This window comes from Saccharothrix coeruleofusca, from assembly GCF_014648515.1.
GTDB classification, from domain to species: domain Bacteria; phylum Actinomycetota; class Actinomycetes; order Mycobacteriales; family Pseudonocardiaceae; genus Actinosynnema; species Actinosynnema coeruleofuscum.
Genome location: NZ_BMRG01000029.1, coordinates 21,936 through 45,669, shown reverse-complemented (window position 1 = coordinate 45,669; position 23,734 = coordinate 21,936). Strand labels below are relative to the sequence as shown.

Annotated in this window: 25 protein-coding genes; 14 read left to right on the top strand and 11 right to left on the bottom strand. The window is 73.6% G+C overall.

Annotated features, from left to right (window positions below; genetic code table 11):
- Positions 1-302 precede the first annotated feature (302 nt).
- Together IEZ00_RS34665 and IEZ00_RS34660 are read right to left on the bottom strand one after the other, a co-directional pair.
- Positions 303-1,058: an SDR family NAD(P)-dependent oxidoreductase gene (locus IEZ00_RS34665; RefSeq protein ID WP_189227583.1), complete on the bottom strand. Its 756-nt coding sequence runs from the start codon at positions 1,056-1,058 to the stop codon at positions 303-305.
- A 30-nt stretch (positions 1,059-1,088) separates the two neighbouring features.
- Positions 1,089-1,862 carry an SDR family NAD(P)-dependent oxidoreductase gene (locus IEZ00_RS34660; RefSeq protein ID WP_189227582.1) on the bottom strand — a complete coding sequence of 258 codons (774 nt, stop codon included), beginning with the start codon at positions 1,860-1,862 and terminating at the stop codon, positions 1,089-1,091.
- 307 nt (positions 1,863-2,169) lie between these two features.
- Between IEZ00_RS34660 and IEZ00_RS34655 the strand changes: the two genes are divergently transcribed.
- The 4 genes from IEZ00_RS34655 (at position 2,170) to IEZ00_RS34640 (ending at position 5,177) form a co-directional block, all read left to right on the top strand.
- A complete protein-coding gene (locus IEZ00_RS34655; protein ID WP_189227581.1) occupies positions 2,170-2,661 on the top strand; it encodes a SigE family RNA polymerase sigma factor in 492 nt (163 codons plus the stop codon).
- Positions 2,658-3,476 carry a hypothetical protein gene (locus IEZ00_RS34650; RefSeq protein ID WP_189227580.1) on the top strand — a complete coding sequence of 273 codons (819 nt, stop codon included), beginning with the start codon at positions 2,658-2,660 and terminating at the stop codon, positions 3,474-3,476. Before IEZ00_RS34655 ends, IEZ00_RS34650 begins: the two co-directional genes overlap by 4 nt.
- A 157-nt stretch (positions 3,477-3,633) precedes the next feature.
- Positions 3,634-4,575 carry an oxidoreductase gene (locus IEZ00_RS34645; RefSeq protein WP_189227579.1) on the top strand — a complete coding sequence of 314 codons (942 nt, stop codon included), beginning with the start codon at positions 3,634-3,636 and terminating at the stop codon, positions 4,573-4,575.
- Between the two features lie 14 nt (positions 4,576-4,589).
- Positions 4,590-5,177, top strand: a complete 588-nt coding sequence (locus IEZ00_RS34640) for a TetR/AcrR family transcriptional regulator (protein WP_189227578.1) — start codon at positions 4,590-4,592, stop codon at positions 5,175-5,177.
- A 96-nt stretch (positions 5,178-5,273) separates the two neighbouring features.
- Here IEZ00_RS34640 and IEZ00_RS34635 read toward each other — a convergent pair whose 3' ends face one another.
- Positions 5,274-5,858: a choice-of-anchor C family protein gene (locus IEZ00_RS34635; protein WP_189227577.1), complete on the bottom strand. Its 585-nt coding sequence runs from the start codon at positions 5,856-5,858 to the stop codon at positions 5,274-5,276.
- Positions 5,859-6,093: 235 nt separating this feature from the next.
- Here IEZ00_RS34635 and IEZ00_RS34630 point away from each other — a divergent pair, with 235 nt between their 5' ends.
- The 5 genes from IEZ00_RS34630 (at position 6,094) to IEZ00_RS34610 (ending at position 12,273) form a co-directional block, all read left to right on the top strand.
- Complete coding sequence (locus IEZ00_RS34630) at positions 6,094-7,434, top strand: helicase-associated domain-containing protein (protein ID WP_229796388.1); 1,341 nt, start codon at positions 6,094-6,096, stop codon at positions 7,432-7,434.
- Between the two features lie 71 nt (positions 7,435-7,505).
- Positions 7,506-8,429 carry an AraC family transcriptional regulator gene (locus IEZ00_RS34625; protein WP_229796387.1) on the top strand — a complete coding sequence of 308 codons (924 nt, stop codon included), beginning with the start codon at positions 7,506-7,508 and terminating at the stop codon, positions 8,427-8,429.
- A gap of 162 nt (positions 8,430-8,591) precedes the next feature.
- Entirely contained in the window at positions 8,592-9,131 is a 540-nt protein-coding gene (locus tag IEZ00_RS34620) for a (2Fe-2S)-binding protein (RefSeq protein WP_189227576.1), read from the top strand.
- Positions 9,128-10,123, top strand: coding sequence for an FAD binding domain-containing protein (locus IEZ00_RS34615; protein ID WP_189227575.1), 996 nt, complete (start codon positions 9,128-9,130; stop codon positions 10,121-10,123). The genes IEZ00_RS34620 and IEZ00_RS34615 overlap by 4 nt, the downstream gene beginning before the upstream one ends.
- On the top strand, positions 10,120-12,273 hold the full coding sequence (locus IEZ00_RS34610; RefSeq protein ID WP_189227574.1) for a xanthine dehydrogenase family protein molybdopterin-binding subunit: 2,154 nt from the start codon (positions 10,120-10,122) through the stop codon (positions 12,271-12,273). The genes IEZ00_RS34615 and IEZ00_RS34610 overlap by 4 nt, the downstream gene beginning before the upstream one ends.
- A gap of 19 nt (positions 12,274-12,292) precedes the next feature.
- On the opposite strand, the gene IEZ00_RS34605 is transcribed toward IEZ00_RS34610, so the two are convergent.
- The 5 genes from IEZ00_RS34605 to IEZ00_RS34585 form a co-directional block, all read right to left on the bottom strand.
- Complete coding sequence (locus IEZ00_RS34605) at positions 12,293-13,696, bottom strand: M20/M25/M40 family metallo-hydrolase (RefSeq protein ID WP_189227573.1); 1,404 nt, start codon at positions 13,694-13,696, stop codon at positions 12,293-12,295.
- 31 nt (positions 13,697-13,727) lie between these two features.
- Positions 13,728-14,354: a hypothetical protein gene (locus IEZ00_RS34600; protein ID WP_189227572.1), complete on the bottom strand. Its 627-nt coding sequence runs from the start codon at positions 14,352-14,354 to the stop codon at positions 13,728-13,730.
- A gap of 248 nt (positions 14,355-14,602) precedes the next feature.
- A complete protein-coding gene (locus tag IEZ00_RS34595; RefSeq protein WP_189227571.1) occupies positions 14,603-15,667 on the bottom strand; it encodes a Kelch repeat-containing protein in 1,065 nt (354 codons plus the stop codon).
- Between the two features lie 145 nt (positions 15,668-15,812).
- Positions 15,813-16,235, bottom strand: coding sequence for a VOC family protein (locus tag IEZ00_RS34590; protein ID WP_189227570.1), 423 nt, complete (start codon positions 16,233-16,235; stop codon positions 15,813-15,815).
- Positions 16,236-16,327: 92 nt separating this feature from the next.
- Positions 16,328-16,900, bottom strand: coding sequence for a TetR/AcrR family transcriptional regulator (locus IEZ00_RS34585; RefSeq protein ID WP_189227569.1), 573 nt, complete (start codon positions 16,898-16,900; stop codon positions 16,328-16,330).
- A 114-nt stretch (positions 16,901-17,014) separates the two neighbouring features.
- Between IEZ00_RS34585 and IEZ00_RS34580 the strand changes: the two genes are divergently transcribed.
- Entirely contained in the window at positions 17,015-17,893 is an 879-nt protein-coding gene (locus tag IEZ00_RS34580; protein WP_189227568.1) for an SDR family oxidoreductase, read from the top strand.
- Positions 17,894-17,927: 34 nt separating this feature from the next.
- Complete coding sequence (locus IEZ00_RS34575) at positions 17,928-19,442, top strand: FAD-dependent monooxygenase (protein WP_189227567.1); 1,515 nt, start codon at positions 17,928-17,930, stop codon at positions 19,440-19,442.
- Between the two features lie 20 nt (positions 19,443-19,462).
- Here IEZ00_RS34575 and IEZ00_RS34570 read toward each other — a convergent pair whose 3' ends face one another.
- Positions 19,463-20,323, bottom strand: a complete 861-nt coding sequence (locus tag IEZ00_RS34570; protein WP_189227566.1) for a helix-turn-helix transcriptional regulator — start codon at positions 20,321-20,323, stop codon at positions 19,463-19,465.
- 86 nt (positions 20,324-20,409) lie between these two features.
- Here IEZ00_RS34570 and IEZ00_RS34565 point away from each other — a divergent pair, with 86 nt between their 5' ends.
- Entirely contained in the window at positions 20,410-21,168 is a 759-nt protein-coding gene (locus tag IEZ00_RS34565; protein ID WP_189227565.1) for an SDR family oxidoreductase, read from the top strand.
- A 46-nt stretch (positions 21,169-21,214) separates the two neighbouring features.
- On the top strand, positions 21,215-21,424 hold the full coding sequence (locus tag IEZ00_RS34560) for a 4-oxalocrotonate tautomerase family protein (RefSeq protein WP_189227564.1): 210 nt from the start codon (positions 21,215-21,217) through the stop codon (positions 21,422-21,424).
- 46 nt (positions 21,425-21,470) lie between these two features.
- Here IEZ00_RS34560 and IEZ00_RS34555 read toward each other — a convergent pair whose 3' ends face one another.
- Positions 21,471-21,893 (bottom strand): hypothetical protein, encoded by a 423-nt coding sequence (locus IEZ00_RS34555; RefSeq protein WP_189227563.1) that lies wholly within the window; start codon positions 21,891-21,893, stop codon positions 21,471-21,473.
- A gap of 119 nt (positions 21,894-22,012) precedes the next feature.
- Here IEZ00_RS34555 and IEZ00_RS34550 point away from each other — a divergent pair, with 119 nt between their 5' ends.
- Positions 22,013-22,804: an MmyB family transcriptional regulator gene (locus IEZ00_RS34550; RefSeq protein WP_189227562.1), complete on the top strand. Its 792-nt coding sequence runs from the start codon at positions 22,013-22,015 to the stop codon at positions 22,802-22,804.
- On the opposite strand, the gene IEZ00_RS34545 is transcribed toward IEZ00_RS34550, so the two are convergent.
- Entirely contained in the window at positions 22,753-23,658 is a 906-nt protein-coding gene (locus IEZ00_RS34545) for a helix-turn-helix transcriptional regulator (protein ID WP_189227561.1), read from the bottom strand. The genes IEZ00_RS34550 and IEZ00_RS34545 overlap by 52 nt on opposite strands.
- Positions 23,659-23,734: the final 76 nt, after the last annotated feature.

The window sequence follows — 23,734 nt, the reverse complement described above, 5'->3', positions numbered from 1 at the left end:
GCCACCGCCATGCCGCGCTCTCGCACAGCCGCGGCACGGCGGTCCGGGGTACCGCCCCCACCCTCGACGGGGGGCGGCACCCCACCCCACGCGCCCGACACCGCCGGGCGTCATGACCGCGCACGTGGGGTGGCTCTGGCGCGCGTACCTGGAAGACGGGATCACTCATCAGCACTTGGCCGGTTCCGGCTTCTCCCCCACCTTCTCCAGCCGCGCTGCCGGCGCTGCGCGGTCCCGGTTGGCGGTGGCTGCCGCCGCAGCATCTGCGCGCACCCGTCTGGTGATGGGAAGCGCTCCTGTGGTCAGTGGGCGGTGAGGCCGCCGTCGACGACGAACTCCGCCCCGGTGACGAACGAGGATTCGTCGCTGGCGAGGAACAGCATCACCGGGGCGACCTCTTCGGGGCGTCCGGCGCGGCGCATGGGGGTGCGCACGATGTCGGGCTGCTGGTCGCCCATCTCGTCGAGGAGGTCCCCGATCATCGGGGTCGCGATGACGCCGGGGTGCACCGAGTTCACCCGCACGCCCTTGGTGGCGTACTCGACGGCCGCGGTCTTGCTCAGCAGCCGCACGGCGCCCTTGGTCGCCTGGTAGGCCGCGCCCGCGCCGCTGCCGATGATGCCGAGGACCGACGAGGTGTTGATCACCGATGCGTTACCGCTCTCGCGCAGCAGCGGCATGGCGGTCTTCATGCCGAGCCAGGTGCCGGTCTGGTTGACCGCGACGACCCGGTTCCAGGTGTCCTCCTCGGTGTCCTCGATGCCCGGCCAGTCGAGGATTCCGGCGATGTTGACCAGGACGTCGAGCCTGCCGAAGCGCTGGCGCGCCAGGTCGACGGTGTTCGCCCACTCCCGCGCCGAGGACACGTCCAGGCGTGCGGGCACCACCTCGGCGCCGGTCTCGGCCAGCCGCGCGGCCAGGGCGCGCAGCGCGTCCTCGGCCAGGTCGGTCACGACGAGGCGGGCGCCTTCCCGCGCGAAGAGTTCGGCGGTCGCCTGTCCGATGCCGCCGGTGGCGCCGGTGATCAGTGCGACCTTGCCCGTCAGTCGTCCTGCCATGGTTCTCCCTGTTCTCTCGTGCGGGGGTGGTCAGGCGGCGGTGTAGCCGCCGTCGGCGGCGACGATCGCGCCGGTGATGAACGAGGACCTGTCGGACGCGAGGAAGCCGATGACCTCGGCGATCTCCTCGGGGTGCGCGACCCGGCCCAGCGGGTGGGCGGGGCCGAAGGAGCGCAGGTACTCGCGGCTGTCGTCGCGGAAGTTGTCGAGCATGTCGGTCTCGACCACGCCGGGCGCCACGACGTTGGCGCGGATGCCGTGCGGGCCGCCCTCCAGGGCGAGGACCTTCGTCAGCTGCGCCAGCGCCCCTTTGGACGCGCTGTAGGCGGAGCCGCTGACGAGGCCGACGGTGGAGGCGAACGAGCCGACGGTGACGATCGAGCCGCCGCCGCGTTCCCGCATCACCCGGAACGCCTCGCGCGCGTGCAGGAAGACGCCGCGGGCGTTGATCGACATCAGCTCGTCCCAGTCGGCGGCGGTGGTCTCGGTGATCGGCTTGTTGACCGACCGCCCGGCGTTGCCGACCAGGATGTCCAGGCCGCCGAAGCGCTCCACCGCAGTGGTCGCCGACCGCACGGCCGTCTCCTCCAGCGACACGTCGCCGACGAGGGTCGCCACGCCGTCGAACTCGGTGGCCAGCTCCCGCACCTCGGGTCGCAGGTCGCAGGCGAGGACGTGCGCGCCGCAGGCGTGCAGCCAGGCGACGGTGGCCTTGCCGATGCCGCGCGCGGCTCCGGTGACCACGGCGACTCGGCCCGCCAGTTCGGCCCCCTGGTCGTGGGGTGGGGTGGGTTCTGCGTTCACGGCGGCTCCTCCCGGTCCGGTGCCGTGACGGGCGCTCGTGGTTCGGCCCGTCTCGTGCTACCGAGCTTGGGCGGTGGCGGGCGGACGTGGTAGGGCGTGCTGTGCCTGGGTGCGGCGCACCCGGGAACGTCGCGAGCGGGCTTCAGCCGTGGGGTTTCGCCGCGGAGTCGGCGGCACGGGTGGGGCGTTGGTCCTGCCGGTACGGGGTCGAGGCTCTCAGCGGCCGTGGAGATCGAATGCAACAAAAGGGGCCACTTCCGCATTAGGGGTGCGGAATCGAGGTCGAGCCGACGATCGGGAGTGGCCGATGGAGTTTGCTGAGTACGTGGCGAGGCAGCGTCCCGCGCTGATGCGGTTCGCCACGGTCCTGACCTGCCGGACGTGGCTGGCCGAGGACCTGGTGAGCGACGTGCTGGGCCGGGCGTTCGAGCGCTGGGAGCGGATCTCGGCGATGGCCGAGCCGAACGCCTACGTGCGGCGGATGGTCGTCAACGAGTACCTGTCCTGGCGCAGAAGGCTGACCCGCGCGTCCCCGCGCGCCGGGGTCGAGCCGACGGTGACCCCCGACGGCGCGGACGAGCGGGCCGAGCGGGACGCGATGATCCGCCGCCTCGCCCGCCTGCCGAGGAAGCAGCGCGCGGCCGTGGTCCTGCGCTACTACGCGGGCCTGTCCGACAGGGAGATCGCCTCACAGCTGGGGTGTCGGGAACCGACCGTACGCAGCCAGATCCACCGGGCGCTCAACGCTCTGCGCATCGACCTCACCGCCACCGCCCCCGACTTCCAGGAGACCTCATGAGCGACCTGCGCACCCTCCACGATGCCTTCGCCGAGTTGGAGCGGCGCGCCGACGCCGCCGCTACGGGTATGGCCCCGGTGGCGCGGCCGCGCCGGGCCGTGCGGCTGGCACCCGTCGCGGCCACCGTCGTCGCGGTGGCGGCCCTGGTCGCGGGTGTGGTGTGGCTGGTGCCGGGCGGCTCCGGCACGCACGCCGCCGACCCGTCGACCACCTCGTCGACCGCGCCAGCCACGACCACTGCGCGCGGCCCGGTCCCGACCTCGCCGGATGACCTGATCGCCCGGTTCAGGGTGGTGCTCGGTGACACCGCGACGTTCGAGGCGACCACGAAAGCCAGCTTGCCACCCCCGTCCACGTCGAACAGCCCGCAACCCCCGTCCCCGACGAATCCCCCGCGACCAGGAGCGGGATCGGTCGGGACACCGCAACTGGCGGACCCGGAGGTCTCCACCGGCGCGGTCATCGGCGGGACTCTGACCTCCGCGGGCTTCACCGGGGGCTTCGGCCTGATGGTCCACCCCAGCGATTCCGAGCCCCGCGAGTGGTGCGACTTCTCCCGCGTGGAGCACTGCGACGTCAGCACGCTGCCCGACGGCTCCCGGCTGGCGACCGGGACCGCGCGGCGGGCTCCCGGCGCGGTGTCGTACCTGGCGTGCCTCAAGCGGCCCGACGGGACGATGCTCCTCATGCAGGTCAGCAACCAGGAGGACCCTGCGGGCGCCGTGATCGGCTCGCCGGGCGGCGAGATCTACTCGCCGCAGCCGCCGCTGACCCTCGACCAGTTGAAGGAGATCGTCACCTCGGACAAGTGGTGACGAGTTCGCGATGGCGGGCCACCTCGGTGGCCCGTCATTGGTCATTTCCTGGCCGGTAGGCGATCCGGACGCGGGGTGAGGCCGTTGTCGAGGGCATGGTGCTGACGCCTGACGCACCTTGCGCGCCGCTTTACAACTCGGACTATAGTTGTAAAGCATGTCAAGCCAACGAGGTGGTCGGGCGTCCCGGTGGACCGCTGACGACATTCCGAGCCAGCAGGGCCGGTCGGTGATCGTCACCGGCGCCAACACGGGCCTGGGGTTCCAGGCCGCGGCGATGTTCGCCGCCAAGGGCGCGGACGTGGTGCTGGCCTGCCGGGACGAGGCGAAGGCGGAGTCGGCGGTCGCGCGGATCATGGAGCGCCTGCCCGTCGGTTCGGTCCGCGCCGCGCGGCTCGACCTCGCCGATCTGGACTCGGTCCGCGCCTTCGCCGACGACTTCGCCAACCGGCAGGACCGCCTCGACGTCCTGGTGAACAACGGTGGCGTGATGTGGCCGCCGCTGTCGCGCACGGCGCAGGGCTTCGAAGTGCAGTTCGGCACCAACCACCTCGGGCACTTCGCGCTGACCGGCCGGCTGCTCCCGCTGCTGCTGCGCACCCCCGCCGCGCGGGTGACGACCGTGACCAGCCTGGCCCAGGTCACCGGTCGCATCGATTTCGAGGACATGCACTGGTACGAACGCCGGTACTCCACGGGTGCCGCCTACGCGCAGAGCAAACTGGCCAACATGATGTTCGCGCTCGAACTGGACCGGAAGCTGCGGGCGGTGGGTTCGCACGTGGTGTCGACCGCGTCGCACCCCGGCTGGACCTTCACCGATCTCACCCGCCACTCGCCCGCCGTCCTGCGCAGGGCGAGCCCCTTCATCGGGATGCCGCCGGAGGTGGGCGCGCTGACCACGATGCGCGCGGCGACGGACCCGGACGCGCCCGGCGGCAGCTACTGGGGGCCTGCGCGGCTGTTCGGGACGAAGGGGCATCCGGCCCCCGCCCGCATCCCGCGCCGGGCGCGGGACATCGTGGCGGCGGCCCGGTTGTGGGCGGAGAGCACGCGCCTGACCGGGGTGCGGTATCCCCTCGCGGCGTCGACCGGTTGAGGAAGCGGGCAGCAGTGGACGACACCGCGGCAGGAGGCTCGGCGCGGCGCGAGGGCATAGTCCGCGCCGCCACCGGGGCCTTTCTGCGCTTCGGGTTCCGCAAGACCTCGATGGAGGACGTCGCCAAGGCGGCGGCGATCTCCCGGCAGGGCCTCTACCTGCACTTCGAGACGAAGGAGGCGCTGTTCCGGGCCGTCGTGGAGCAGATGCTGGCGGATCTGCGCAGTACCACGTGGGAGGCGCTGGACCGGGAGGACGTCGAGGCCGGGGAGCGCCTGGCGCGAGCCCTCGAAGCTTTTCACGGCGTCACGGTCGGCACGGTCAACCGCGAGGTCTACAGCGAGCTGCTGAGTTCGGCGCGGTCCTTCGCGCTGGACCGGATGAGTCGGATGGAGGAGGAATTCGTCGCGGGCATGGCCGCTCTGCTGACCAGCACCGGGCACGCCGCCGCGTGGGAGGGCGCGGGGCTGTCCGCCGCCGAACTCGCACAGAACCTCTTCGACGCCTCTGCGGGCGCCAAGCACGAATCCGGTTCGCTGGACGATTACCGCCGACGCGTCCGGGTCGCCACGCGGATCATCACCTCTCGACCGAGGGATTAGCCGCATTCCACGATGGCGGCGGTAGGCGGGCCGGAGCGTGCGTGGTTTTCACCGCGCACGCTCCGGCCCGTTTCACTGGGGCTATTTCGGAAATGGTCAGCAGCACCCGCAGGGTTTCACCGTCACGTTGTCGAGGACCGGTCCGTTGGCGCTGCTGGGTGTGGTGCTGGCGAATGTCAGCGTGGTCGTGGGATTGGTCGCCACGAAGCTGAAGGCGCGGGTGACGTAGCCCATCGCCGCAGGCGTCCTGCCGGTGATGTCGAAGGTGAAGTCCTGGAAGTTCTGGCCGTCGACCAGCGCCCGGCCGGTCTTGACCACCGGGCCCGCCGCCGTGTTGCCCGCGATCGAGTAGCCGACGTCGTACCTGACACCGGGAATGGTGTCGAAGGTCTGCGACACCGCGCCCGGTTGCACGCCGTTGAGGTCGACGGACTGGTCGCCCTCGGCGGCCTGCCAGTAGCCCGCGCCGATCAGGTCGACGTTCCCGCCCGTCACGCGCCAGGGGCCGATGGCGCTCCCGGTTCCCAGGTTGGTGAAGCTGTTCTGGGGCGCCCTGGGGGTTTCGAAGCCGCCGTTCCCGAAAAGGGCGGCCACTCGGGCCGAGGCGGCGGCCCCGGTGGTCGTGCCCACGAGGAGGAGTCCGGCGGTGATGGCGACGATGAATGCGCGTTTGCGGCTCATGAACTTCCCTCTGCTTTGCGTCGGGCGGCAGTAGATCAAGTGCGGCGGTGACGTTACTCCGCCGAATAAGGCGCGTAAGCCGTCAAGCGAGGGACACACCATTAGGTGACTGCCTGGACGCGGGAGTTCCCGATACCGGTGTGAGAGGCCAAAAGGGTGATATTCCGGGGGCCCATTCACTCCGCCGGCCGCTCGTGAGCCGATACCGAATACGCTGTCCGCGCTTGCGGAGCGGGTGCGGCGGCGGGATCTCGCCGTCGAGGGCGAGGAGGACGACGTGGACCCCGAGGAGCGGGTGCGGTTCACCGAGCAGGAGGCTCTGGCCAACCTGCGCACCGTGCTCGAACTGTGCGCGGCCGGGGAGGTCAGGTGCAGCGACAAGACCAAGCGCCCGTCGGCCGCGACGATCCGGACCATCACCGCGCACCTGGCGCAGGGCGACTTCTACGACGACGAGCCGATTGCCGCGTTCGCCTGGCCGCTGCTGCTGCAGGCCGGTGGGCTCGCGGCGCTCGACGGCACCCGCCTGCGGTTGACACCGAAGGGGCGCGCGGCGTTGGGGAAACCACCGGCGGAGGTGATCCGGGGGCTGTGGCAGCGCTGGCTCACCCACGCGGTGATCGACGAGTTCAGCCGGGTGGAGCAGATCAAGGGCCAGCGCGTCCCCAACGTCCTGACCGCGGCCAAGCCGCGTCGTCAGTCGGTGGCCAAGGCGCTGGCCACCTGCCCGCAGGACAAGTGGGTCGACGTGGACACGCTGTTCACCACCATGCGGCGCGGGAACATGAGCCCCACCATCGCGCGTAACGACAGGGCGTTGTGGAGGCTCTACCTGGTGGACCCGGAGTACGGCAGTCTCGGCTACGACGGCCACCACGACTGGGAGCTGCTGGAGGGCCGCTACACCTTGGCGGTGCTGTTCGAGTACGCGGGCACGCTGGGGTTGATCGACCTGGACTACGTCGACGCCGCGGGCGCGCGTGACGACTACGTCGACAACTGGGGCGGCGACGACCTTGAGGCGCTGAGCCGCTACGACGGACTCGTGGCGATCAGGCTCACCGCGCTGGGCGCTCATGCCGTTGGCCTGACCGACGCCTACCGGCCCGCCGCCATCGGGACCCGGCCGCTGAAGGTGCTGCCCAACCTCGACGTGGTCGCCGTCGGCGAGGTCGGCGCGGCGGACCGGCTGGTGCTGTCCGCTTACGCGGAGCGGACCGCCGACCGGGTGTGGGCGGTGTCGGCGGGCAGCCTGCTCTCCGCGCTCGACAGCGGACGCGACCTCGACGAGTTCGTCGCGTTCCTCGGTGAGCGGACCGACCACGAGCTGCCCGCCGCCCTGCGCACGGTGGCCGAGGACGTGCGGCGGCGCAGCGGGCAGCTGGTCGATCTGGGCCTGGTCCGGGTGATCGAGTGCGCCGACGCGGCGACCGCCGCGCTGCTGGGCCGTGATCGCGCGGTGTGCCGCGTGATCGGTGACCGGCACATCGCCGTCCGGCCGGATCAGGAGCCGAAGTTCCGCAAGGCCCTGCTGAAGCTGGGCTACGTCATGCCGTCGCGCGAGGTGTCGGGCTGACGTGCGGAGGAGGTGCTCCTGTCACGGGGGCGCGCTCGGCTCGGCGGGCATCGGGCTCGCGCGGTGCTTGAATGGCGGCCATGCCGCTCGACGAACTGCGTGTGCTGCTGGCCAGGCACGCCCGGCCCGACCTGAGCACCGACATCGACGGCCTGCGCGTCTTCCGCGCCGATCGGCCGACGCCGCCGACGCCGACCACCTACGGCAAGGTGCTGGCCCTCGTCGCCCAGGGGGTCAAGCGGTTCGCGCTGGGCGACCGCCTGTACGAGTACCGCGCCGGGGAGTACCTCGTCGCCTCGGTCGACCTGCCGGTGACCGCGTACTTCGCCCGCGCCAGCCCGGAGGAGCCCGCGCTGGGCTTCGGCTTGGAGCTGCGCCCGGCCGTGGTCGCCGAGGTGCTGCTGCAGGTGGACCCCGCGCAACTGCCGGAGCCCGGCCCCGGCGGGGCGGCCGGTCTGGTGGTCAGCACCGCCTCCGCCGAACTGCTCGACGCCGTGCTCCGCCTGCTGCGGCTGCTCGACCGGCCGCACGACATCCCCGTGCTCGCGCCCCTGGTCGAGCGGGAGATCATCTGGCGGCTGCTCACCGGCGAGCAGAGCGGCGTCCTGCGCCAGTTCGGCTTGCCCGACAGCGGCCTGAGCCACGTCGCCAGGGCGGTGCGGTGGATTCGCGACAACTACGCCCTGCCCTTCCGGGTCGAGGAGGTGGCGCGGCGGGCGGGCATGAGCGCCTCGGCGTTCCACCGCAACTTCCAGGCGGTCACCTCGATGAGCCCCATCCAGTTCCAGAAGCAGATCCGCCTGCAGCAGGCCAGGTTGCTGCTCGCCGCGAACCCCGGCGACATCGCCGGGGTCAGCCGCCTGGTCGGCTACGAGAGCCCCGCCCAGTTCAGCCGCGAGTACCGCAGGCTCTTCGGTGGTCCGCCGCGCCAGGACGCGGTCCGGCTCGGTGGCGGCACCCGGACCGGCGCACCGGCCGCCGGTCGCGGCGATTGACCAGAACTCGCGTTCTCTTGCTCGATCCTGCCCCGTCGCGCGACGGGCGCTCCCGCGTCGGCTTCCGCTGGATAGCGTGCGGGACAAGGGCTTCTGGTTGCCCTGGAGGATTCGATCTCAACCGGCGTCCCGTGCACGACAGCGGGTGCGCGGAGGACTGCGATGACCGACCACACGCGCAGCGGGATATCGCTGCGAGTCAACGACGTGTCCCACCGGCTGTCGGTGGACAACCGCCGGACGCTGCTCGACGCGCTGCGGGAGGACCTGGGGCTCACCGGGCCGAAGAAGGGGTGCGACCACGGGCAGTGCGGGGCCTGCACGGTGCTGTGCGACGGCAGGCGGGTGGTCTCCTGCCTGACCCTCGCGGTCGCCGCCGACGGCGCCGCCGTCACCACGGTCGAGGGGCTGGCCGCCGGGGGTGAGCTGCGGCCGTTGCAGGAGGCGTTCGTGCGCCTGGACGGTTTCCAGTGCGGCTTCTGCACTCCGGGGCAGCTCTGCTCGGCGGTCGGGGTGCTCGCCGAGCACGAGGCGGGCTGGCCCAGCGCGGTCACCGCCGACGACGACCCGGAGCGGACGCCCGAGCTGGACGAGGCCGAGGTGCGCGAGCGGATGAGCGGCAACCTGTGCCGTTGCGGGGCGTACCCGTCGATCGTGCGCGCGGTGCTCGAAGCCGCCGCCCGCCAAGGGGGTGCGGCGTGAGGGAGTTCGCCTACCAGCGCGCGGCGCGGGTCCACGACGCGCTCCTCGCGGTCGCGGGCGACCGGAACGCCCGGTACCTGGGCGGGGGCACGAACCTGGTCGACCTGATGAAGTGCGGGGTCGAGCGGCCGACCCGGCTGGTGGACGTGCGGCGGCTGCCGCTCGACGGTGTCCACGTCGCGCCGGGCGGGGGCCTGGTCATCGGCGCGACCACGACCAACAGCGACGCGGCCGCGCATCCCGAGGTGCGCCGCCGGTTCCCGGCGCTGTCGCAGGCCCTGCTGGCGGGCGCGTCCGGTCAGCTGCGGAACATGGCCACGGTGGGCGGCAACCTGTTGCAGCGGACCCGGTGCGGCTACTTCGCCGACCTGTCCCGGCCGTGCAACAAGCGGCTGCCCGGCAGCGGGTGCGCCGCGATCGCGGGGGTGCACCACAACCACGCCGTGCTCGGCCACTCCGCGCACTGCGTGGCCACCCACCCCTCGGACATGGCGGTGGCGCTCGCCGCGTTCGACGCGGTCGTGCGCTACCAGTCGCTCGACGGCGGCGGCGAGATCCCGCTGTCGCGGTTCTACCTCCCGGTGGGCGACCGCCCGGACCTGGAGACCGCGCTGCCGCCCGGCGCGCTGATCACCGCCGTCGCCCTCCCCGGCGTTCCGGGGAGCCTGCGCTCGCGCTACCGCAAGGTCCGCGAGCGCGCGTCGTACGCCTTCGCGACCGTCTCCGTCGCCGCCGCGCTCGACGTCCGCGACGGCGTGGTGCGCGACGTGCGCATCGCCATGGGCGGTGTGGCGTCGCGCCCGTGGCGGGCCGGTTCCGCCGAGGCCGTGCTGCGCGGCGCGCGGCCCACCCCCGACCGGTTGCGGGCCTGCGCCGAGGAGGCGCTCAGCGGTGCGGAGCCGTTGCCCGACAACGGTTACAAGGTGCTGTTGGCGAAGAACCTGATCGCGGCCGTGCTCGGTGAGCTGGCCGCGGCGGAGGAGGTCGGATGAGCCCGGACCGCACGGTGGGCGCGGTCGGCGCGTCACGTCCCCGGATCGAGGGCGGGCTCAAGGTCACCGGCGCCGCCCGCTACACCGCTGACGTGCCGATGCCGGGACTGGTCCACGGTCAGCTGGTGACCGCCACGACCTCGCGCGGCCGGGTTCGCGATGTCGACGCCTCGACCGCGCTGGGCATGCCGGGGGTGCTGGGCGTGCTCGACCACCGCAACGCGCCGCGGCTGAACCCGAAGGCGGGCAACTACTTCGGCCCGGACGGCAGTCTGCTGCTGTTGCAGGACGAGGTGGTCCCGTACGCGGGTTGGCCGGTCGCGCTGGTGGTGGCGGAGACGCCCGAGCAGGCCAGGGCCGCGGCGGCGGCGCTGCGGGTGACCTGCGACGCCGAGCCCCACGACCTGGATTTCGACATGGACCACCCGGCCGCCCGTCCGGCGTCGACCGCGTTCGGCCCGGAGGCCGACACCGGCGACCTGGAGGCGGAGCTGGCGGCCTGCGCGGTCGTGGTCGAGGAGCGCTACCGCACCCCCGAGGAGAGCCACTGCGCCATGGAGCCGCACGCCTCGACCGCGTGGTGGGAGGGGGACCACCTGCACGCCCTGGACGCCAACCAGGGTGCGTTCAGCGTGTCGGAGGTGCTGGCCGCGCTGTGGTCGATCGACCGGGAGCGGGTGCACGTCCGCTCCGAGCACGTCGGCGGCGGCTTCGGCGGCAAGGGCGTCTGCGGTCCCCAGATGATCCTCGCGTCGATGGCGAGCAAGCGGTTCGGGCGTCCGGTGCGGATCGCCATGACCAGGGCGCAGGTGTTCGAGACGACCTCGTCGCGGCCCCGGACGGAGCAGCTGGTGACCATCGGCGCCGACGCCGACGGCCGCCTGCGGGCGGTCGGCCACCGGGCCGCCTACGCCCTCTCGCCGCTGGCCGAGTACATCGAGGCGTGCACCGAGCAGGCCAAGGTCCTGTACGCCGCGCCCGCGATCCGCACCCGGCTCACCGCCGTGCCCCTCGACGTCCTGCCGCCCGCCTCGATGCGCGGGCCGGGCGCGACGCCCGGCTCGTTCGCCCTGGAGTCGGCGATCGACGAGGTGGCGGAGCGGTTGGACGTGGACCCGGTGCGGCTGCGGCTGCGCAACCAGCCCTCGGTCGCGCCGGTGTCGGGGCTGCCGTTCAGCACCCGCCGCCTGGTCTCCTGCGTCCAGGAGGGCGCGCGCCGGTTCGGCTGGGCGGCGCGCGACCGGCGTCCCCGCTCCCGGCGCGAGGGTCCGCTGCTGATCGGCACCGGCATGGCCACCGCGTCGTTCAGCGCCGGGGTGTTCCCCTCGACGGCCTCGATCACCGCCGAGGTGGACGGGACGTTCACGGTGTCGGTCGGGGCGAGCGACATCGGCACGGGCGCCCGCACCGCGCTGACCGCGGTCGCCGCCGACGCGCTCGGGGTCGACGCGGGGCGGGTCCGGCTGCGCATCGGCGACAGCGACCTGGGCATGGCGTGGGGCGCGGGCGGCTCCCGTGGCACCACCTCATGGTCCTTCGCCATCACCGAGGCCGCCAAGGAGCTGCGCGGGCGCCTGGGCGACCCGGCCCGGCCGGTGACCGCGACGGTGGACACCAGCGCGCTGATCGACTTCCAGCCTGGCCGGGAGCGGCAGACCTTCAGCGCGGTCTTCGCGGAGGTCGCCGTCGACCCGGCCACCGGCGAGGTGCGGGTGCGCCGCCTGCTGGGCGTGTTCGCGGTGGGGCGGGTGATCAACCCGCTGCTGGCGCGCGGCCAGGTGGTCGGCGGGATGGTCATGGGGCTGTCCATGGCCCTGCACGAGGAGAGCGTGCGCGACCCCCGCACCGGCAGGCTGGCCAACGGCGACTTCGCCGGCTACCACATCGCCGCGCACGCCGACGTGCCCGACGTGGAGGCCGACTTCGTGCCGGACTACGAGCCGTTGGACCCGTCGGGGTTCAACGGCCTGGGCGAGATCGGCACGGCGGGCACCGCGGCGGCGATCGCCAACGCCGTGTGGCACGCCACGGGCACCCGTCAGCGGACCCTGCCGATCCGCCTGGACCGCGTGCTGGAGCCGGTCGCCGCCGGGAAAGACACCGAGGGAGCCACCGAGGGGGCCGACCACGCCGTGACCAGGGGGGCGTGACCTGCCCGATCGGATCGGGTCAGGCCAGCCGCGACCAGAAGCGGGCCAGGGTGGCGGCCCCGGCCAGCAGCACGTCGACCGACACCCGCTCGTCGCTGTCGTGCCAGCGGTCCTCGGGCAGGCCGGTGCCGAAGAACACCACCGGCGCGTCCAGGGTGCGGGCCAGCAGCTCGGCCGGTCCGCCGCCCGCGTTGCCCATCCGCCCCGGCGGCGCGCCGAACCCCTCGGCCATGGCCGCCGCGAGCGCGTCCACCGCCGGGAGGTCCTCCGGGGTGCGGTAGGGCTCCTGGCCGCTGTCCTCGGAGACCGTCAGCTCGTAGTCGACGCGGTCGCTGATGGTGTCCGCGACCCAGCGCCGCACCTGCTCGGCCACGACGGCGACCTTCTGGTCGGGGACGGTGCGGATGCTCAGGTCGGCGCTGGCCACGGCGGGCACGGCGGCCCGCGACGCGCCGACCGGGTCGCCCGCGACCACGGTGAGCACTTCCAGCGCCGGGCGGGTCCACAGCCGCTCCAGCACCGTGTACCCGGCCTCGCCGCCGACGGTGCGGGTGTCCGACCTGGTCAGCCAGTCGTCCTCGGTGAACGGCAGCGCGGCCAGCTCCGCGCGCAGGCGCTCGGGGGCCTCGGCGACGTCGTCGTAGAACCCCGGCAGGGTGACCCGGCCCTTGTCGTCGTGCAGCCGGGCCAGCAGCCTGCTCAGCTCCTCGACGGGGTTGGGCGCGGGCCCGGACACCGCGCCGCTGTGCACGTCGCGCAGCGGGCCCAGGACCTCCAGGTGCGCCAGGACCAGGCCGCGCACGCTGGTGCAGATCGCCGGGTGGTCGGCCCGCCACAGCAGGGTGTCGGAGAAGACCACCAGGTCCGCGCCGAGCCGGTCGCGGTTGTCGTCGACGAGCCCGGCCAGGTGCAGCGAGCCGATCTCCTCCTCGCCCTCGACCAGGAACTTCAGGTTCACGGCGGGGGCGTCGCGGCCGGTGGCGGCCAAGTGCGCCCGCACGCCCCACACGTGGGCCAGCACCTGCCCCTTGGCGTCGGAGGTGCCCCGCCCGTAGAGGCGGCCGTCGCGCAGCGCGGGCTCGAACGGCGGGGTCTCCTCCCACTGGTGGTCCTTGGCCGCGCGCACGTCGTGGTGGCTGTAGACCAGGACCGTGGGCGCGTCGGGCGCCGCGCACCACTCGGCGTAGACGGCGGGCCCGCCCTCGGTCTCCCACACCTCCACGGTGGGAAAACCGGTTTCCCGCAGCACGCCCGCGAGCCAGTTGGCCGACCGGATCAGGTCGGGGTCGTGCTCGGGCAGGCCGGCGACCGAGCGCAGGCGCACCCAGCCGATCAGCTCCTCGATCATCCGGTCGCGGTGTTCGGTCAGGTAGTCGCGCACGTCCGCTACCGCGCGCTCCTCGTCCCGTGGTGCTGCGGTCATGGCGTTCCCCTGTTTGCCGAGTCCACGACGGCTACCCCGCCACAGCGGCCTCAACCTCTTTCCGGGGCGGGGGGCGGGAGTCCCGACCGGGCCGCCCGTCGGTCAGGGCCGACCGGGCGGCGGCCACGACCCGCGCCGCGAACGCCAGGGTGATCAGCACTTCGGCGACCGACACGGCGAGCAGGTCGGCGCGCACGGCGGCGGAGGTCCAGTAGAGGGTGGTCGACAGCAGCGACGGGACCACGAAGACCAGCAGGTCCACCACCAGTTGCATGACCTTGTCCAGCCGTCGCAGCGGCTCGTGCCGGTGGACGGACTCCCAGGTCAGCACCCTGGCCGCACCTTCGTCGACGGCTGTGAGCGCGGGGGCCAGGTGCCGGCGCAGGTACCCGCCGATGGCGGTGATCTTCTGGTCGTTGGCCAGGTGGGTCCAGCCCAGCACGACGCACACCACCGGCAGCAGCAGGAGCAGGTGCGGCCCGCCCGCCTGCTGGACCACCGGTGTCACCGTGGCCGTGAGCGCGGCGAGCGCGACGTACACCATCCGGTCCCGCGACGCGATCCGCGACTTCTGCTCGGCTTTGAGGGCTTCGTACTCCGCCAGCAGGACGTCCTTGGCCGCGCTGTCCGACGCGACACCGACTCGGTTTCCGCTCATCGTCCGTCCGTGCTCCTCCGGCGTCGAGTCGCCTTGGCGGAGTCGAGGTCAACCCCGGCACGACATTTATTGTCATGGTGACATTAAGTGTTCGCCACCACAAGTGACGCCGTGGAGCCAATGGTCAGGTTGACAAAAAAGCCTCGAACGGCGGAGCACGATCGGGTCGGACGAGCGCGACAAAGCCCTGCGGGGTGGGTGCGGAAGACCGCCGCCCACCCCGCAGGGCTGTCCATGCGTCAACGGGCTCAGCGCCGCCCAGGGCGGTAGGCGTCGTTCACGTCGACCGGGCCCGCGCCGCCCACCGTGCCGCCACCGGGGATGTGGATGGTGCCGCCCACCGCGACGGCCGCCGTGCCGTGGCGCGGCACCGCCATGGGGGCGAGCCGCTGCCAGCTGTCGCGCGCCGTGTCGTACACCTCGTTCTCGGCGAAGACGCTGTGCGAGCCCTCGGCGGGGTTGCCCTCGCCGCCGAAGGTGTAGATCTTGGTGCCGACGGCCGCCGCCGCGATGCCGCCCCTGGCGGTCGGCATGGGGGCGCGCTCGGTCCACCGGCCGGTGCCGAAGTCGAAGGCGTAGACGGTGTCGCGGACGTTCACCTGGCCCCGGTCCCGGCCGCCGAGCACGTAGAAGGTGTTGCCCACGACGGCCCCGCCGACGTGGTCGCGAGCCTGGGGCAGGCTGGGCAGCGTCTCCCACCGGCCGGTCACCACGTCGTAGGACGACACGGTGTCCACCGTGTCCTGGAGGCCGCCGGGGCCGGGCGTCAGCGTGCGCATCCCGCCCGCGAGGTAGATCTTCGTCCCGCGCACGCCCATCGCGGCGCTGCCGCGCTCGGTTCCGGCGGGCATCGGGGCGAGCCGGGTCCACCGGTCGGCGCGGGGGTCGTAGACGTAGCTGTCGCGCATCGCCTGCCAGGAGTTGCCTCCCGACAGCGCGCCCAGGACGTAGATCCGGCCGCCGACGGCCGCCACGTTGGGGTGGTTCATGGGGACCGGCAGGGGGGCGGCTTCCGACCAGCGGTCACGCCGGGTGTCGTAGACCTCCACCCGGTCGGTGGTGACGACGCCGCCCTCGGCACCGGGTTCGATGCCGCCGAGGACGTAGACCTTGCCGTTCAGGGCGGCGACGCTGTGCTCCTGGCGGGGACCGCCCGCGATGGGGGCCAGCGGCTTCCAGCCGTTGCCGTAGGTGGGGGTGGTCGGCGCGGCGGGCGGGTTCGTCGGCGTGCCGTGGCCGGGGTGGGCCAGGGCCGGGCTCGCGGGGACCAGCAGCAGTGCCAGTCCGAGGGCCAGCGCGGTTGGTCGTCGCATCGGATCTCCATTCGCTCACGGCACCCGAGTTCGAGGTGTCGGGACTGCGCGTCGCTTTCGACCGTGACCGGAGCGGGAGCGGACAACCAGGGGTCCTTCAACCAGGGGACGGCATCCCCTGGTTGAAGGGCACCGCGGCGGGGCGTCAGCCGTTGTACTCGACCTCGACGTCGAGGACCCAGACGACGCCGAAGCGGTCGCGCAGCATGCCGTAGGCGGGGGCCCAGCCCGCCGGGCCCATCGGGACGACGACGGTCGCCCCGTCGGAGAGCTTCTCCCAGTGCCCGGTGACCTCTTCGGCGGTCTTGCCGCGCACGGAGACGAAGAACGAGTTCTCGCCCTGGTCGTAGCCCATCCGCGAGGGCACGTCGTAGGCCATGACGTGGAAGCCGTTCTCGGCGAGCACCTGACCCCACATCACCTGGTCGGCCTCGGACTCCTCCTGGACGTTGCCCGCGTCCTTGTACGTGACGACGGCGATGTGGCCGCCGAACACGGACTGGTAGAACTCCAGCGCCGCACGGGCCTGGCCGCGGAAGTTCAGGTGGGTGGTGGTGGTGACGGACAAGGTCGCTCCTCGACTCGGTGCCTGTTGTGGGGCAACAGTCGCAGGGGAAGCGGCCAGGGTGTGTCCTCTTCTCCGCGCCGGTCGGGCGGGGTTCAGCGGAGTTCGGCGACGGTCGTCCGCAACTCCTGGAGCGCCTGCCGGGCCAGTTCGCCGAACTCGTGGGGGTTGGCGGGGTCTGCCCAGCGCGAGTAGGCGTCGCCGAACGCGAGGACGCCCAGCCAGGCGGCGACGCTCGCGGGCCGGTCGGGGACGCCGCGGCGGCGCAGCGCCTCGGTCATGGCTTCGGCGAAGCCGGTGTACTTGAGCGCCTCGCGCTCGCGCAGCTCGCTGTTGGCCGCGATGGCCGCGAGGAGGGCGGGCGCGTAGTCGCGCCGGGCCGGGATGAAGATCGCCGCGGCGGCGGCGAGGGCGGCTGCCACGGCGTCGAGCGGGGTCGCGCCGTCGGGGGCGTTGGCGATGCCCTCGGCGAGGAGTCCGTTGAGGGTGTCCTGACCGCCGAAGAGCACTTCCCGCTTGTCGCGGAAGTGCCGGAAGAACGTGCTCTTGGTCAGCCCCGCCCGCTGGGCGATCTGGATGACGGTGGTGTCGTCGTAGCCCTGTTCGGCGAACAGGTCGAGCGCGGCGCGCAACAGCCGGTCCCGCGCGTCGGGTTCCCATCGGGCCATGCCCTCAGGATAGGCGATGGGACTTGGTCCCATCACTCTGCTACGGTGACGGGACCAAGTCCCATCACTTGTCCGGCACCGGACCGGACGGGGGCGGTTCCCAGGAGGCTTCCCATGCGTGTTCTCGTCACCGGCGCGGCGGGCTGGATCGGCTCGGCGCTCGTGCCCGAGCTGATCGGCGCGGGTCACCACGTCGTCGGGCTCATCAGGTCCAACCGCTCGGCCGCGGCCGCCGCCGAGCGGGGCGTCGAGGTGCTGCGCGGCGACCTGGCCGACCTGGACCTGCTGCGGGAAGCGGCGGCGGGCGTCGACGGCGTGGTCCACCTCGCGTTCGGCCACGACTTCAGCCGCTTCGAGGAGTCGGCGCGGGAGGAGGGGCGGGTCATCGAGGCGCTCGGCGCGGCCCTGGAGGGCTCCGACCAGCCGCTGGTCGTCGCGTCCGGGACGCCGGTCGTGCCCGGCGGGGTGGCCACCGAGCGCGACCGCGCCCAGGGCGAGGGGTTCGCGGTGCTGCGCGACGCCAACGCACGGGCTGCGGTCGGCCTGGCCGAGCGCGGTGTCCGCTCCTCGGTGGTGCGGCTGCCCCGGTCCGTGCACGGCGAGGGTGACCGGGGGTTCATCAGCGCCCTGATCGGCATCGCCCGCGACCGGGGCGTCTCCGGCTACGTCGGCGACGGCTCCCAGCGCTGGCCCGCCGTGCACCTGCGCGACGCCGCGCGCCTGTTCCGCCTGGCGCTGGAGCAGGCCCCGGCCGGGTCGGTGCTGCACGCCGTCGGCGACGAGGGCGTGCCGATCCGGGAGATCGCCGAGGTCATCGGCCGCCACCTGGACGTGCCCGTGGCCGCCGTCCCGGCCGAGGGGTTCGGCTTCCTCGGCGGGCTGCTCGGGGTCGACCAGCCCGCCTCCAACGCGCTGACCGGCGAACTGCTCGGCTGGCGGCCGGAGGGGCCGGGGCTGGTCGAGGACCTGGACGCGGGTCACTACTTCGCGTGACACCCGACACCTTCGACTACCTGGAGTGGTGCGCATGACCGCCTCGGCGGTGGAGACGGCCGACGTGGTGATCGTCGGCGCGGGTCCGGTCGGCCTGATGCTGGCCGGTGAGCTGTGCCTGGCCGGGGTGCGGCCGGTCGTGGTCGAGCGGTCGCCGCGGCGCGTGCCGGTGCCGCAGGCGGGCGGGCTGGTCGGCCAGGTCGTGCGGCTGATGGACCACCGCGGCCTGTACCGGGGGCTGAGCGGGGACGCCGCGCCGCCCCGGCCGGTGTCCGCCTACCCCTACGGCGCGATCCCCCTGCTGCTGGACGGCTGGGCGGACAACCCGCTGCACGCCTTCACGATCCAGCAGTGGGAGCTGGAGGCCCGCTTGGAGGAGTGGGCCCTCGGGCTGGGGGCCGAACTGCGCCGGGGCCAGGAGCTGCTCGGGTTCGAGCAGGACGACGACGGGGTGACCGCGCAGCTGTCCGGCGGGTCGCTGCGGGCCCGCTACCTGGTGGGCTGCGACGGCGGGCACAGCCGGGTGCGCAAGCTCGCGGGCATCGGCTTTCCGGGGGTGAGCGCGCGGCGGATGGTCGTCCGCGCGGCGGACGCGATGCTGCCGGAGTCCGAGCGACGGGCGCTGACCGACGAGCCGGTGTCACCGGGAGGGCTGACCTACCGGCGCACCGAGCACGGCGTGTTCGCGTCCGTGTCGATCGATCCGGGGGTGCACCGGGTCACCGCCCTGGAGTGGGACCGGCCCGAGGTGGCCGACGGCGAGCCCGTGACCTTCGAGGAGGTCCGGGCGGCCGTGGCCCGCGTGCTGGGCCGGGACGTGCCGATGGCGCGGCCGGGCGGTGCGGGCCCGCACGTGCTGCGGCGGCTGCCCGGTTTCAACACCCGGCTGGCCGACCGCTACCGGGTGGGCCGGGTGCTGATCGCGGGCGACGCCGCGCACGTGCACTCCTCGATCGGCGGGCCGGGCCTGAACGCGGGCCTGCAGGACGCCGCCAACCTCGGCTGGAAGCTGGCCGCCGAGGTCCGGGGGTGGGCCCCCGCCGGGCTGCTGGACACCTACCAGCGGGAGCGGCGGCTCGCGGGTGAGCGGGTGATGGTGTCCTCGCAGGCGCAGCTGGCGCTGCTCGCGCCGGGCAGCGAGGTCACGGCGCTGCGGGAGGTGTTCGGCGAGCTGCTGGCCGACCCCGCGAACGCGCGGCGGATCGCGGCGATGATGGCGGGCGCGGACGTGCGCTATCCGTCCACTGAGGACGACCCGCTCACCGGGCGGTGGGTGCCGGACTTCCCGCTGGCCCGCGCGGACCGCCCGGTGCGGCTGGCCGAGCTGGCGCGCGCCGGCCGCCCGCTGCTGGTCGACCTGACCGGCGGTCCGGAGCTGGCCGGGGTCGCGGCGGGCTGGGCCGACCGGGTCGACCTGGTGGCCGCCACCTCCGACGCCGCCCCCGCCGCCGCGCTCCTGGTCCGGCCCGACGGCTACGTGGCGTGGGCGGGCGAGGACGCCGCTTCGCTCGCCGACGCGCTGCGGACGTGGTTCGGCGAGCCCCGCTGAAATCCTCTTGCAGGGGTGGTCTACTCCGGGTTGGGGGCGAACTCCTGGGTGCCGATGACGGCGAGCAGGTCCAGCTTGTCGACGCTGTCGGTGCCCAGGGCGGGGGTGAACCACAGCAGGCGCTGCCGACCGTCCTCGCTGAACAGGTTGAGGCAGTTCACCTCGACCAGGCCGAGCACGGGGTGCTGCAGGCGCTTGCGGTCGTCGCGGCGGAACGCCACGTCGTGCTCGGCCCACAGCCGGGCGAACTCGGCTGAGCGGTCGAGCAGTTCGGCGACCAGCGCGCTGACCTCGGTGTCCCTGGCGTCCCGGCGGGCGGCGGCGGCCCGCAGGTCGGCGGCGAACGCCCTGGACTGGGCCGGGTGGTCCGCCTCGGGGTAGAGCCGTCGCGCCTCGGGCTCGGTGAACCACCGGTAGACGAAGGCCGCCCGCTTGCCCCGGAAGTGGGAGTGGTCGCCGAGCAGCGCGACGGCCAGCGGGTTCTGCACGAGCGTGACGTGCAGGTCGGTGATCACCTGCGCGGGCGTGCCGGTCAGCCGGGTGAGCAGGTCCAGCATTCCGGGGTGGACGTGCGAGCCGAGGCCGCCGTCGCGCGGCACCGGGCGGTTGGCCAGGTGGTAGAGGTGGTCGCGCTCGTCGGCGGTCAGGCGCAGCGCGCGGGCCAGCGCGGCCAGCATCTGCTCCGACGGCTGCGCGCCGGCGCCGCGCTCCAGCTCGTTGTAGTAGTCCGCGGACGCCCCGGCGAGCTGGGCGACCTCCTCGCGGCGCAGCCCCGGCACGCGCCGCCGCGGCCCGGCGACCAGGCCGACCTCCTCGGGCCGGATGCGCTCGCGCCGGGAGCGGAGGAACGCGCCCAGCTCGGCGTACTTCGACGAGTTCATGCCGTCCAGTCTGCGTCGGAGCGGGCCGCCGACACAGGGGATGGCGTCCCCTGTCACCGTTCCGCGCGGTGCCGCACGGTAGGGGCATGACAACCACCGACCCCTTTGCCGGAGGGACGCGACGGGTCGCCGTCGTCACCGGGGGTTCGCGCGGCATCGGCCGCGCGGTCTCCCGCAGGCTCGCCGACGACGGCTTGGCCGTCGTGGTCAACTACGTCGGCGACGACGCCGCCGCGGCGGAAACCGTGGGCGCGATCACCGCCTCGGGCGGGCAGGCGGTCGCGGTGCGGGCCGACGTGGCCGACGAGACCGCGGTGGCCGCGCTGTTCGACCGCGCCGAGACCGAGTACGGCGGCGTCGACGTCGTGGTCAACTGCGCGGCCCGGCTGGCCCTGTCCCCCATCGCGGAGCTGGACCTGGACGTGCTGGACCGGTTGCACCGCACCAACATCCGGGGGGCTTTCGTCGTCGCCCAGCAGGCGGCCCGGCGGCTGCGCGCGGGCGGCGCGCTCGTGGGCTTCTCGACCTCCGTCGTGGGCACGCAGTTCCCCGGCTACGGCGCTTACGTCGCCAGCAAGGGCGCGGTGGAGGCGATCACCCTGATCCTCGCCCGCGAGCTGCGCGGGCGCGACGTCACGGTCAACGCGGTCGCGCCCGGCCCGACGGCCACCGAGCTGTTCCTGGACGGCAAGACCGAGGAGCAGGTGGAGGCGCTGGCCAAGGCTCCGCCGCTGGAGCGCCTGGGCTCCCCGGAGGACATCGCGGACGTGGTCGCCTTCCTCGCCGGTCCCCGTGGCCGCTGGGTCAACGGCCAGGTGCTGCGCGCCAACGGCGGCCTGGTCTGACACCGCACCCACCGAGCGAGCACTCAACACAACCAAGGAGAAACCAGTGCCATTCGCCAACTTCAAGGTCCCGGCGGACACGATCAGCGCCGAGGACAAGAAGAAGATCGTCGAGCGCACCACCGAGCTGTACGTGGAGATCTACGGGGAGCGCGCCCGCGCGACCACGGTCGTGCTCGTCGACGAGGTCCCGGACGGGGGCTGGGGCGTCGCGGGCAACGTGCTGACCGCGGCGATGCTCAACGGCGACGCCTGACGCGCGGGCGGGCGTGGCGGCCTCGACGGGCCGTCACGCCCGCCCGTCACGCCCGGGCGCGCGAGCGCCGCAGGCCGGTGAGCTGGAGGGCGGCGAAGCCGGTCACCCACGCCGCCCCGACCAGCACGAAGGCGACGCCCAGGCCGGTCAGCGGCAGCGCTCCGGTGGCCACGAGCAGGAGCATCGCCGCGCCGGAGACGCCGTTGCCCGCGACGGCGAGAGCGGCGGGCCGGGGCGGGATTCGCGGGTAGCCCGCGATGAGGCCGAGGGCGGCGGCCCCGCCCAGCATGGCGATCCCGATCGGGGTGAACCACCCGGCGGGCAGGCCGAGCGGGCCGCTGAGCCACCCCCCGCCCGCCAGCATGACGACGCCGAACACCGCGGTGCCCCAGGCGTCCGCGCGCAGGCTGCCGCGCAGCAGGTCCGATCCGGGCGCGGTGTCGGTGGCGGTGTCGGGAGCGGTGTTCATCGGCGTCTCCTCGGGTGTTCGGGCCGCTGTTCGCGGTGACCGTCGCACCGGGGCGGGCGCGGGTTCAATGACCTCGGAGGTCATGGCCCCGGTGATCCGGGGGTGGCTACCCTCCCGGCATGGACGCGCACGGGCCGGGGGCGCTGCTGCGGCAGTGGCGGCGGCGACGCAGGCTCAGCCAGCTCGACCTGGCCCTGCTGGCGGGCACTTCCGCGCGGCACCTGTCCTGTGTGGAGACCGGGCGCGCCCGGCCCAGCCGGGCGATGGTGCTGCGCCTGTGCGGCGCGCTGGAGATCCCCCTGCGCGAGCGCAACACGTTGCTGCTGGCCGCCGACTACGCGCCCGCGTACCGGGAGAGCGACCTGGACGACCGGGCGCTGGCGTCGGTCCGCTCGGCGCTGGACACCATGCTGGCCGCGCACGAGCCGTACCCGGCGGTGGTGGTCGACCGCCGCTGGGACGTGCTGGCGGGCAACCGGGCCATGCCCGTGCTCATGGACGGCACACCGGAGCACCTGCTGCGGCCCAGGCCCAACGTGTTCCGCCTGACCCTGCACCCCGAGGGGCTGGCCTCGCGGCTGGTCAACTTCCACCAGGTCCGGGCGCTGTTCCTGGAACGGCTGCTGCGCCAGGTCAACGCCACCGGGGACGCGGGCCTGCGCGAGCTGTACGAGGAGGTGCGCCGCTACCCGCTGCCCGGTGGCGTGTCCGAGGAGCGCGCCGACGACCAGCCGTCGGGGCCGATCCAGGTGCCGCTGCGGGTCCGCACCCCGCACGGCGAGCTGGCGATGTTCAGCACCGTGGCGACGTTCGGCGCGCCCGCCGACGTGACGCTGTCGGAGCTGGCGATCGAGCTGTTCTACCCCCTCGACGAGGTCACCGGGCGGGTGTTGCGCGCGCTGGCCCGGTGACCGGCGGCCCGCGTGGCGGTCAGGGACGCGAGGAGCTGGAGGCGTTCGGCGTCGGGGGTGCCGGGTTCGGCGGTGTAGACCAGCAGCAGCGGGCCGGGGTTGCCGGGCAGCGGGTAGGTGTCCCAGGTCAGGGTCATCTCGCCCGCCTCGGGGTGGCGGAACACCTTGGTGCCGTGGACCGACGCGCGCACGTCGTGCCGGGCCCACATCCGCCGGAACTCGTCGCTGCGGATGCTCAGCTCACCGATGATCGCGGTGGCGCGCGGGTGGGTGGGGTCGGCGGCGAGGCCGGTGCGCAGCATCCCGATGTACTGGCGGGCGAAGCCCTCCCAGTTCGGGCAGCGCAGCCGGGACTCGGGGTCGAGGAACAGGCCGAGCAGCAGGTTGAGCCGTTCCGGCGGGTGGTCGCGCGGGCCGCCGAAGAGGGTCTCGGCCAGCGGGTTCCAGGCCAGCACGTCGAGGTGCCTGCCGACGACCAGCGCGGGGGTGGCCAGGACGTGCAGCAGGTTGCGGGTGCTGTCGGGGACTCGTTCCGGGCGGCGCGGCGGGGTGGGCTTGGGCCGTCGCGCCGCGCGGGCCAGGGCGAACAGGTGGGCGCGCTCCTGCTCGTCGAGGACCAGCGCGGCGGCGATGGCGTCGAGGACGTCGTCGGAGGGCCTGACCTCGCGCCCCTGCTCCAGGCGCTGGTAGTAGTCGGTGCTCAGGCCCGCCAGCAGGGCCAGCTCCTCGCGGCGCAGGCCGGTGACCTTGCGCCTGCCGCCCGGTTCGAGTCCGACGTCCTGCGGGCGCAGTCTGTTCCGCCGGGCGCGCAGGAAGTCGCCCAGCTCGCGCGCGTGCGGGTGCGGTTCGGCCATGTCGACCAGTGTGCGGGGCGGGCGGCGGGAGTGGGTAGGACTGCCACCCCCGGGGAAACGGGGACGAGGGAGGTCC

What these genes read in the sequence shown, in the direction of transcription:
- IEZ00_RS34625 (WP_229796387.1), top strand. Translation starts at nt 7,506, where the DNA reads ATGGCGGCCATGCCGCTCGACGAACTGCGTGTGCTGCTGGCCAGGCAC.
- IEZ00_RS34545 (WP_189227561.1), bottom strand. Translation starts at nt 23,658, where the DNA reads ATGGCCGAACCGCACCCGCACGCGCGCGAGCTGGGCGACTTCCTGCGC.
- IEZ00_RS34565 (WP_189227565.1), top strand. Translation starts at nt 20,410, where the DNA reads ATGACAACCACCGACCCCTTTGCCGGAGGGACGCGACGGGTCGCCGTC.
- IEZ00_RS34580 (WP_189227568.1), top strand. Translation starts at nt 17,015, where the DNA reads ATGCGTGTTCTCGTCACCGGCGCGGCGGGCTGGATCGGCTCGGCGCTC.
- IEZ00_RS34570 (WP_189227566.1), bottom strand. Translation starts at nt 20,323, where the DNA reads ATGAACTCGTCGAAGTACGCCGAGCTGGGCGCGTTCCTCCGCTCCCGG.
- IEZ00_RS34600 (WP_189227572.1), bottom strand. Translation starts at nt 14,354, where the DNA reads ATGAGCGGAAACCGAGTCGGTGTCGCGTCGGACAGCGCGGCCAAGGAC.
- IEZ00_RS34655 (WP_189227581.1), top strand. Translation starts at nt 2,170, where the DNA reads ATGGAGTTTGCTGAGTACGTGGCGAGGCAGCGTCCCGCGCTGATGCGG.
- IEZ00_RS34610 (WP_189227574.1), top strand. Translation starts at nt 10,120, where the DNA reads ATGAGCCCGGACCGCACGGTGGGCGCGGTCGGCGCGTCACGTCCCCGG.
- IEZ00_RS34635 (WP_189227577.1), bottom strand. Translation starts at nt 5,858, where the DNA reads ATGAGCCGCAAACGCGCATTCATCGTCGCCATCACCGCCGGACTCCTC.
- IEZ00_RS34650 (WP_189227580.1), top strand. Translation starts at nt 2,658, where the DNA reads ATGAGCGACCTGCGCACCCTCCACGATGCCTTCGCCGAGTTGGAGCGG.
- IEZ00_RS34585 (WP_189227569.1), bottom strand. Translation starts at nt 16,900, where the DNA reads ATGGCCCGATGGGAACCCGACGCGCGGGACCGGCTGTTGCGCGCCGCG.
- IEZ00_RS34645 (WP_189227579.1), top strand. Translation starts at nt 3,634, where the DNA reads ATGTCAAGCCAACGAGGTGGTCGGGCGTCCCGGTGGACCGCTGACGAC.
- IEZ00_RS34620 (WP_189227576.1), top strand. Translation starts at nt 8,592, where the DNA reads ATGACCGACCACACGCGCAGCGGGATATCGCTGCGAGTCAACGACGTG.
- IEZ00_RS34605 (WP_189227573.1), bottom strand. Translation starts at nt 13,696, where the DNA reads ATGACCGCAGCACCACGGGACGAGGAGCGCGCGGTAGCGGACGTGCGC.
- IEZ00_RS34595 (WP_189227571.1), bottom strand. Translation starts at nt 15,667, where the DNA reads ATGCGACGACCAACCGCGCTGGCCCTCGGACTGGCACTGCTGCTGGTC.
- IEZ00_RS34665 (WP_189227583.1), bottom strand. Translation starts at nt 1,058, where the DNA reads ATGGCAGGACGACTGACGGGCAAGGTCGCACTGATCACCGGCGCCACC.
- IEZ00_RS34575 (WP_189227567.1), top strand. Translation starts at nt 17,928, where the DNA reads ATGACCGCCTCGGCGGTGGAGACGGCCGACGTGGTGATCGTCGGCGCG.
- IEZ00_RS34550 (WP_189227562.1), top strand. Translation starts at nt 22,013, where the DNA reads ATGGACGCGCACGGGCCGGGGGCGCTGCTGCGGCAGTGGCGGCGGCGA.
- IEZ00_RS34555 (WP_189227563.1), bottom strand. Translation starts at nt 21,893, where the DNA reads ATGAACACCGCTCCCGACACCGCCACCGACACCGCGCCCGGATCGGAC.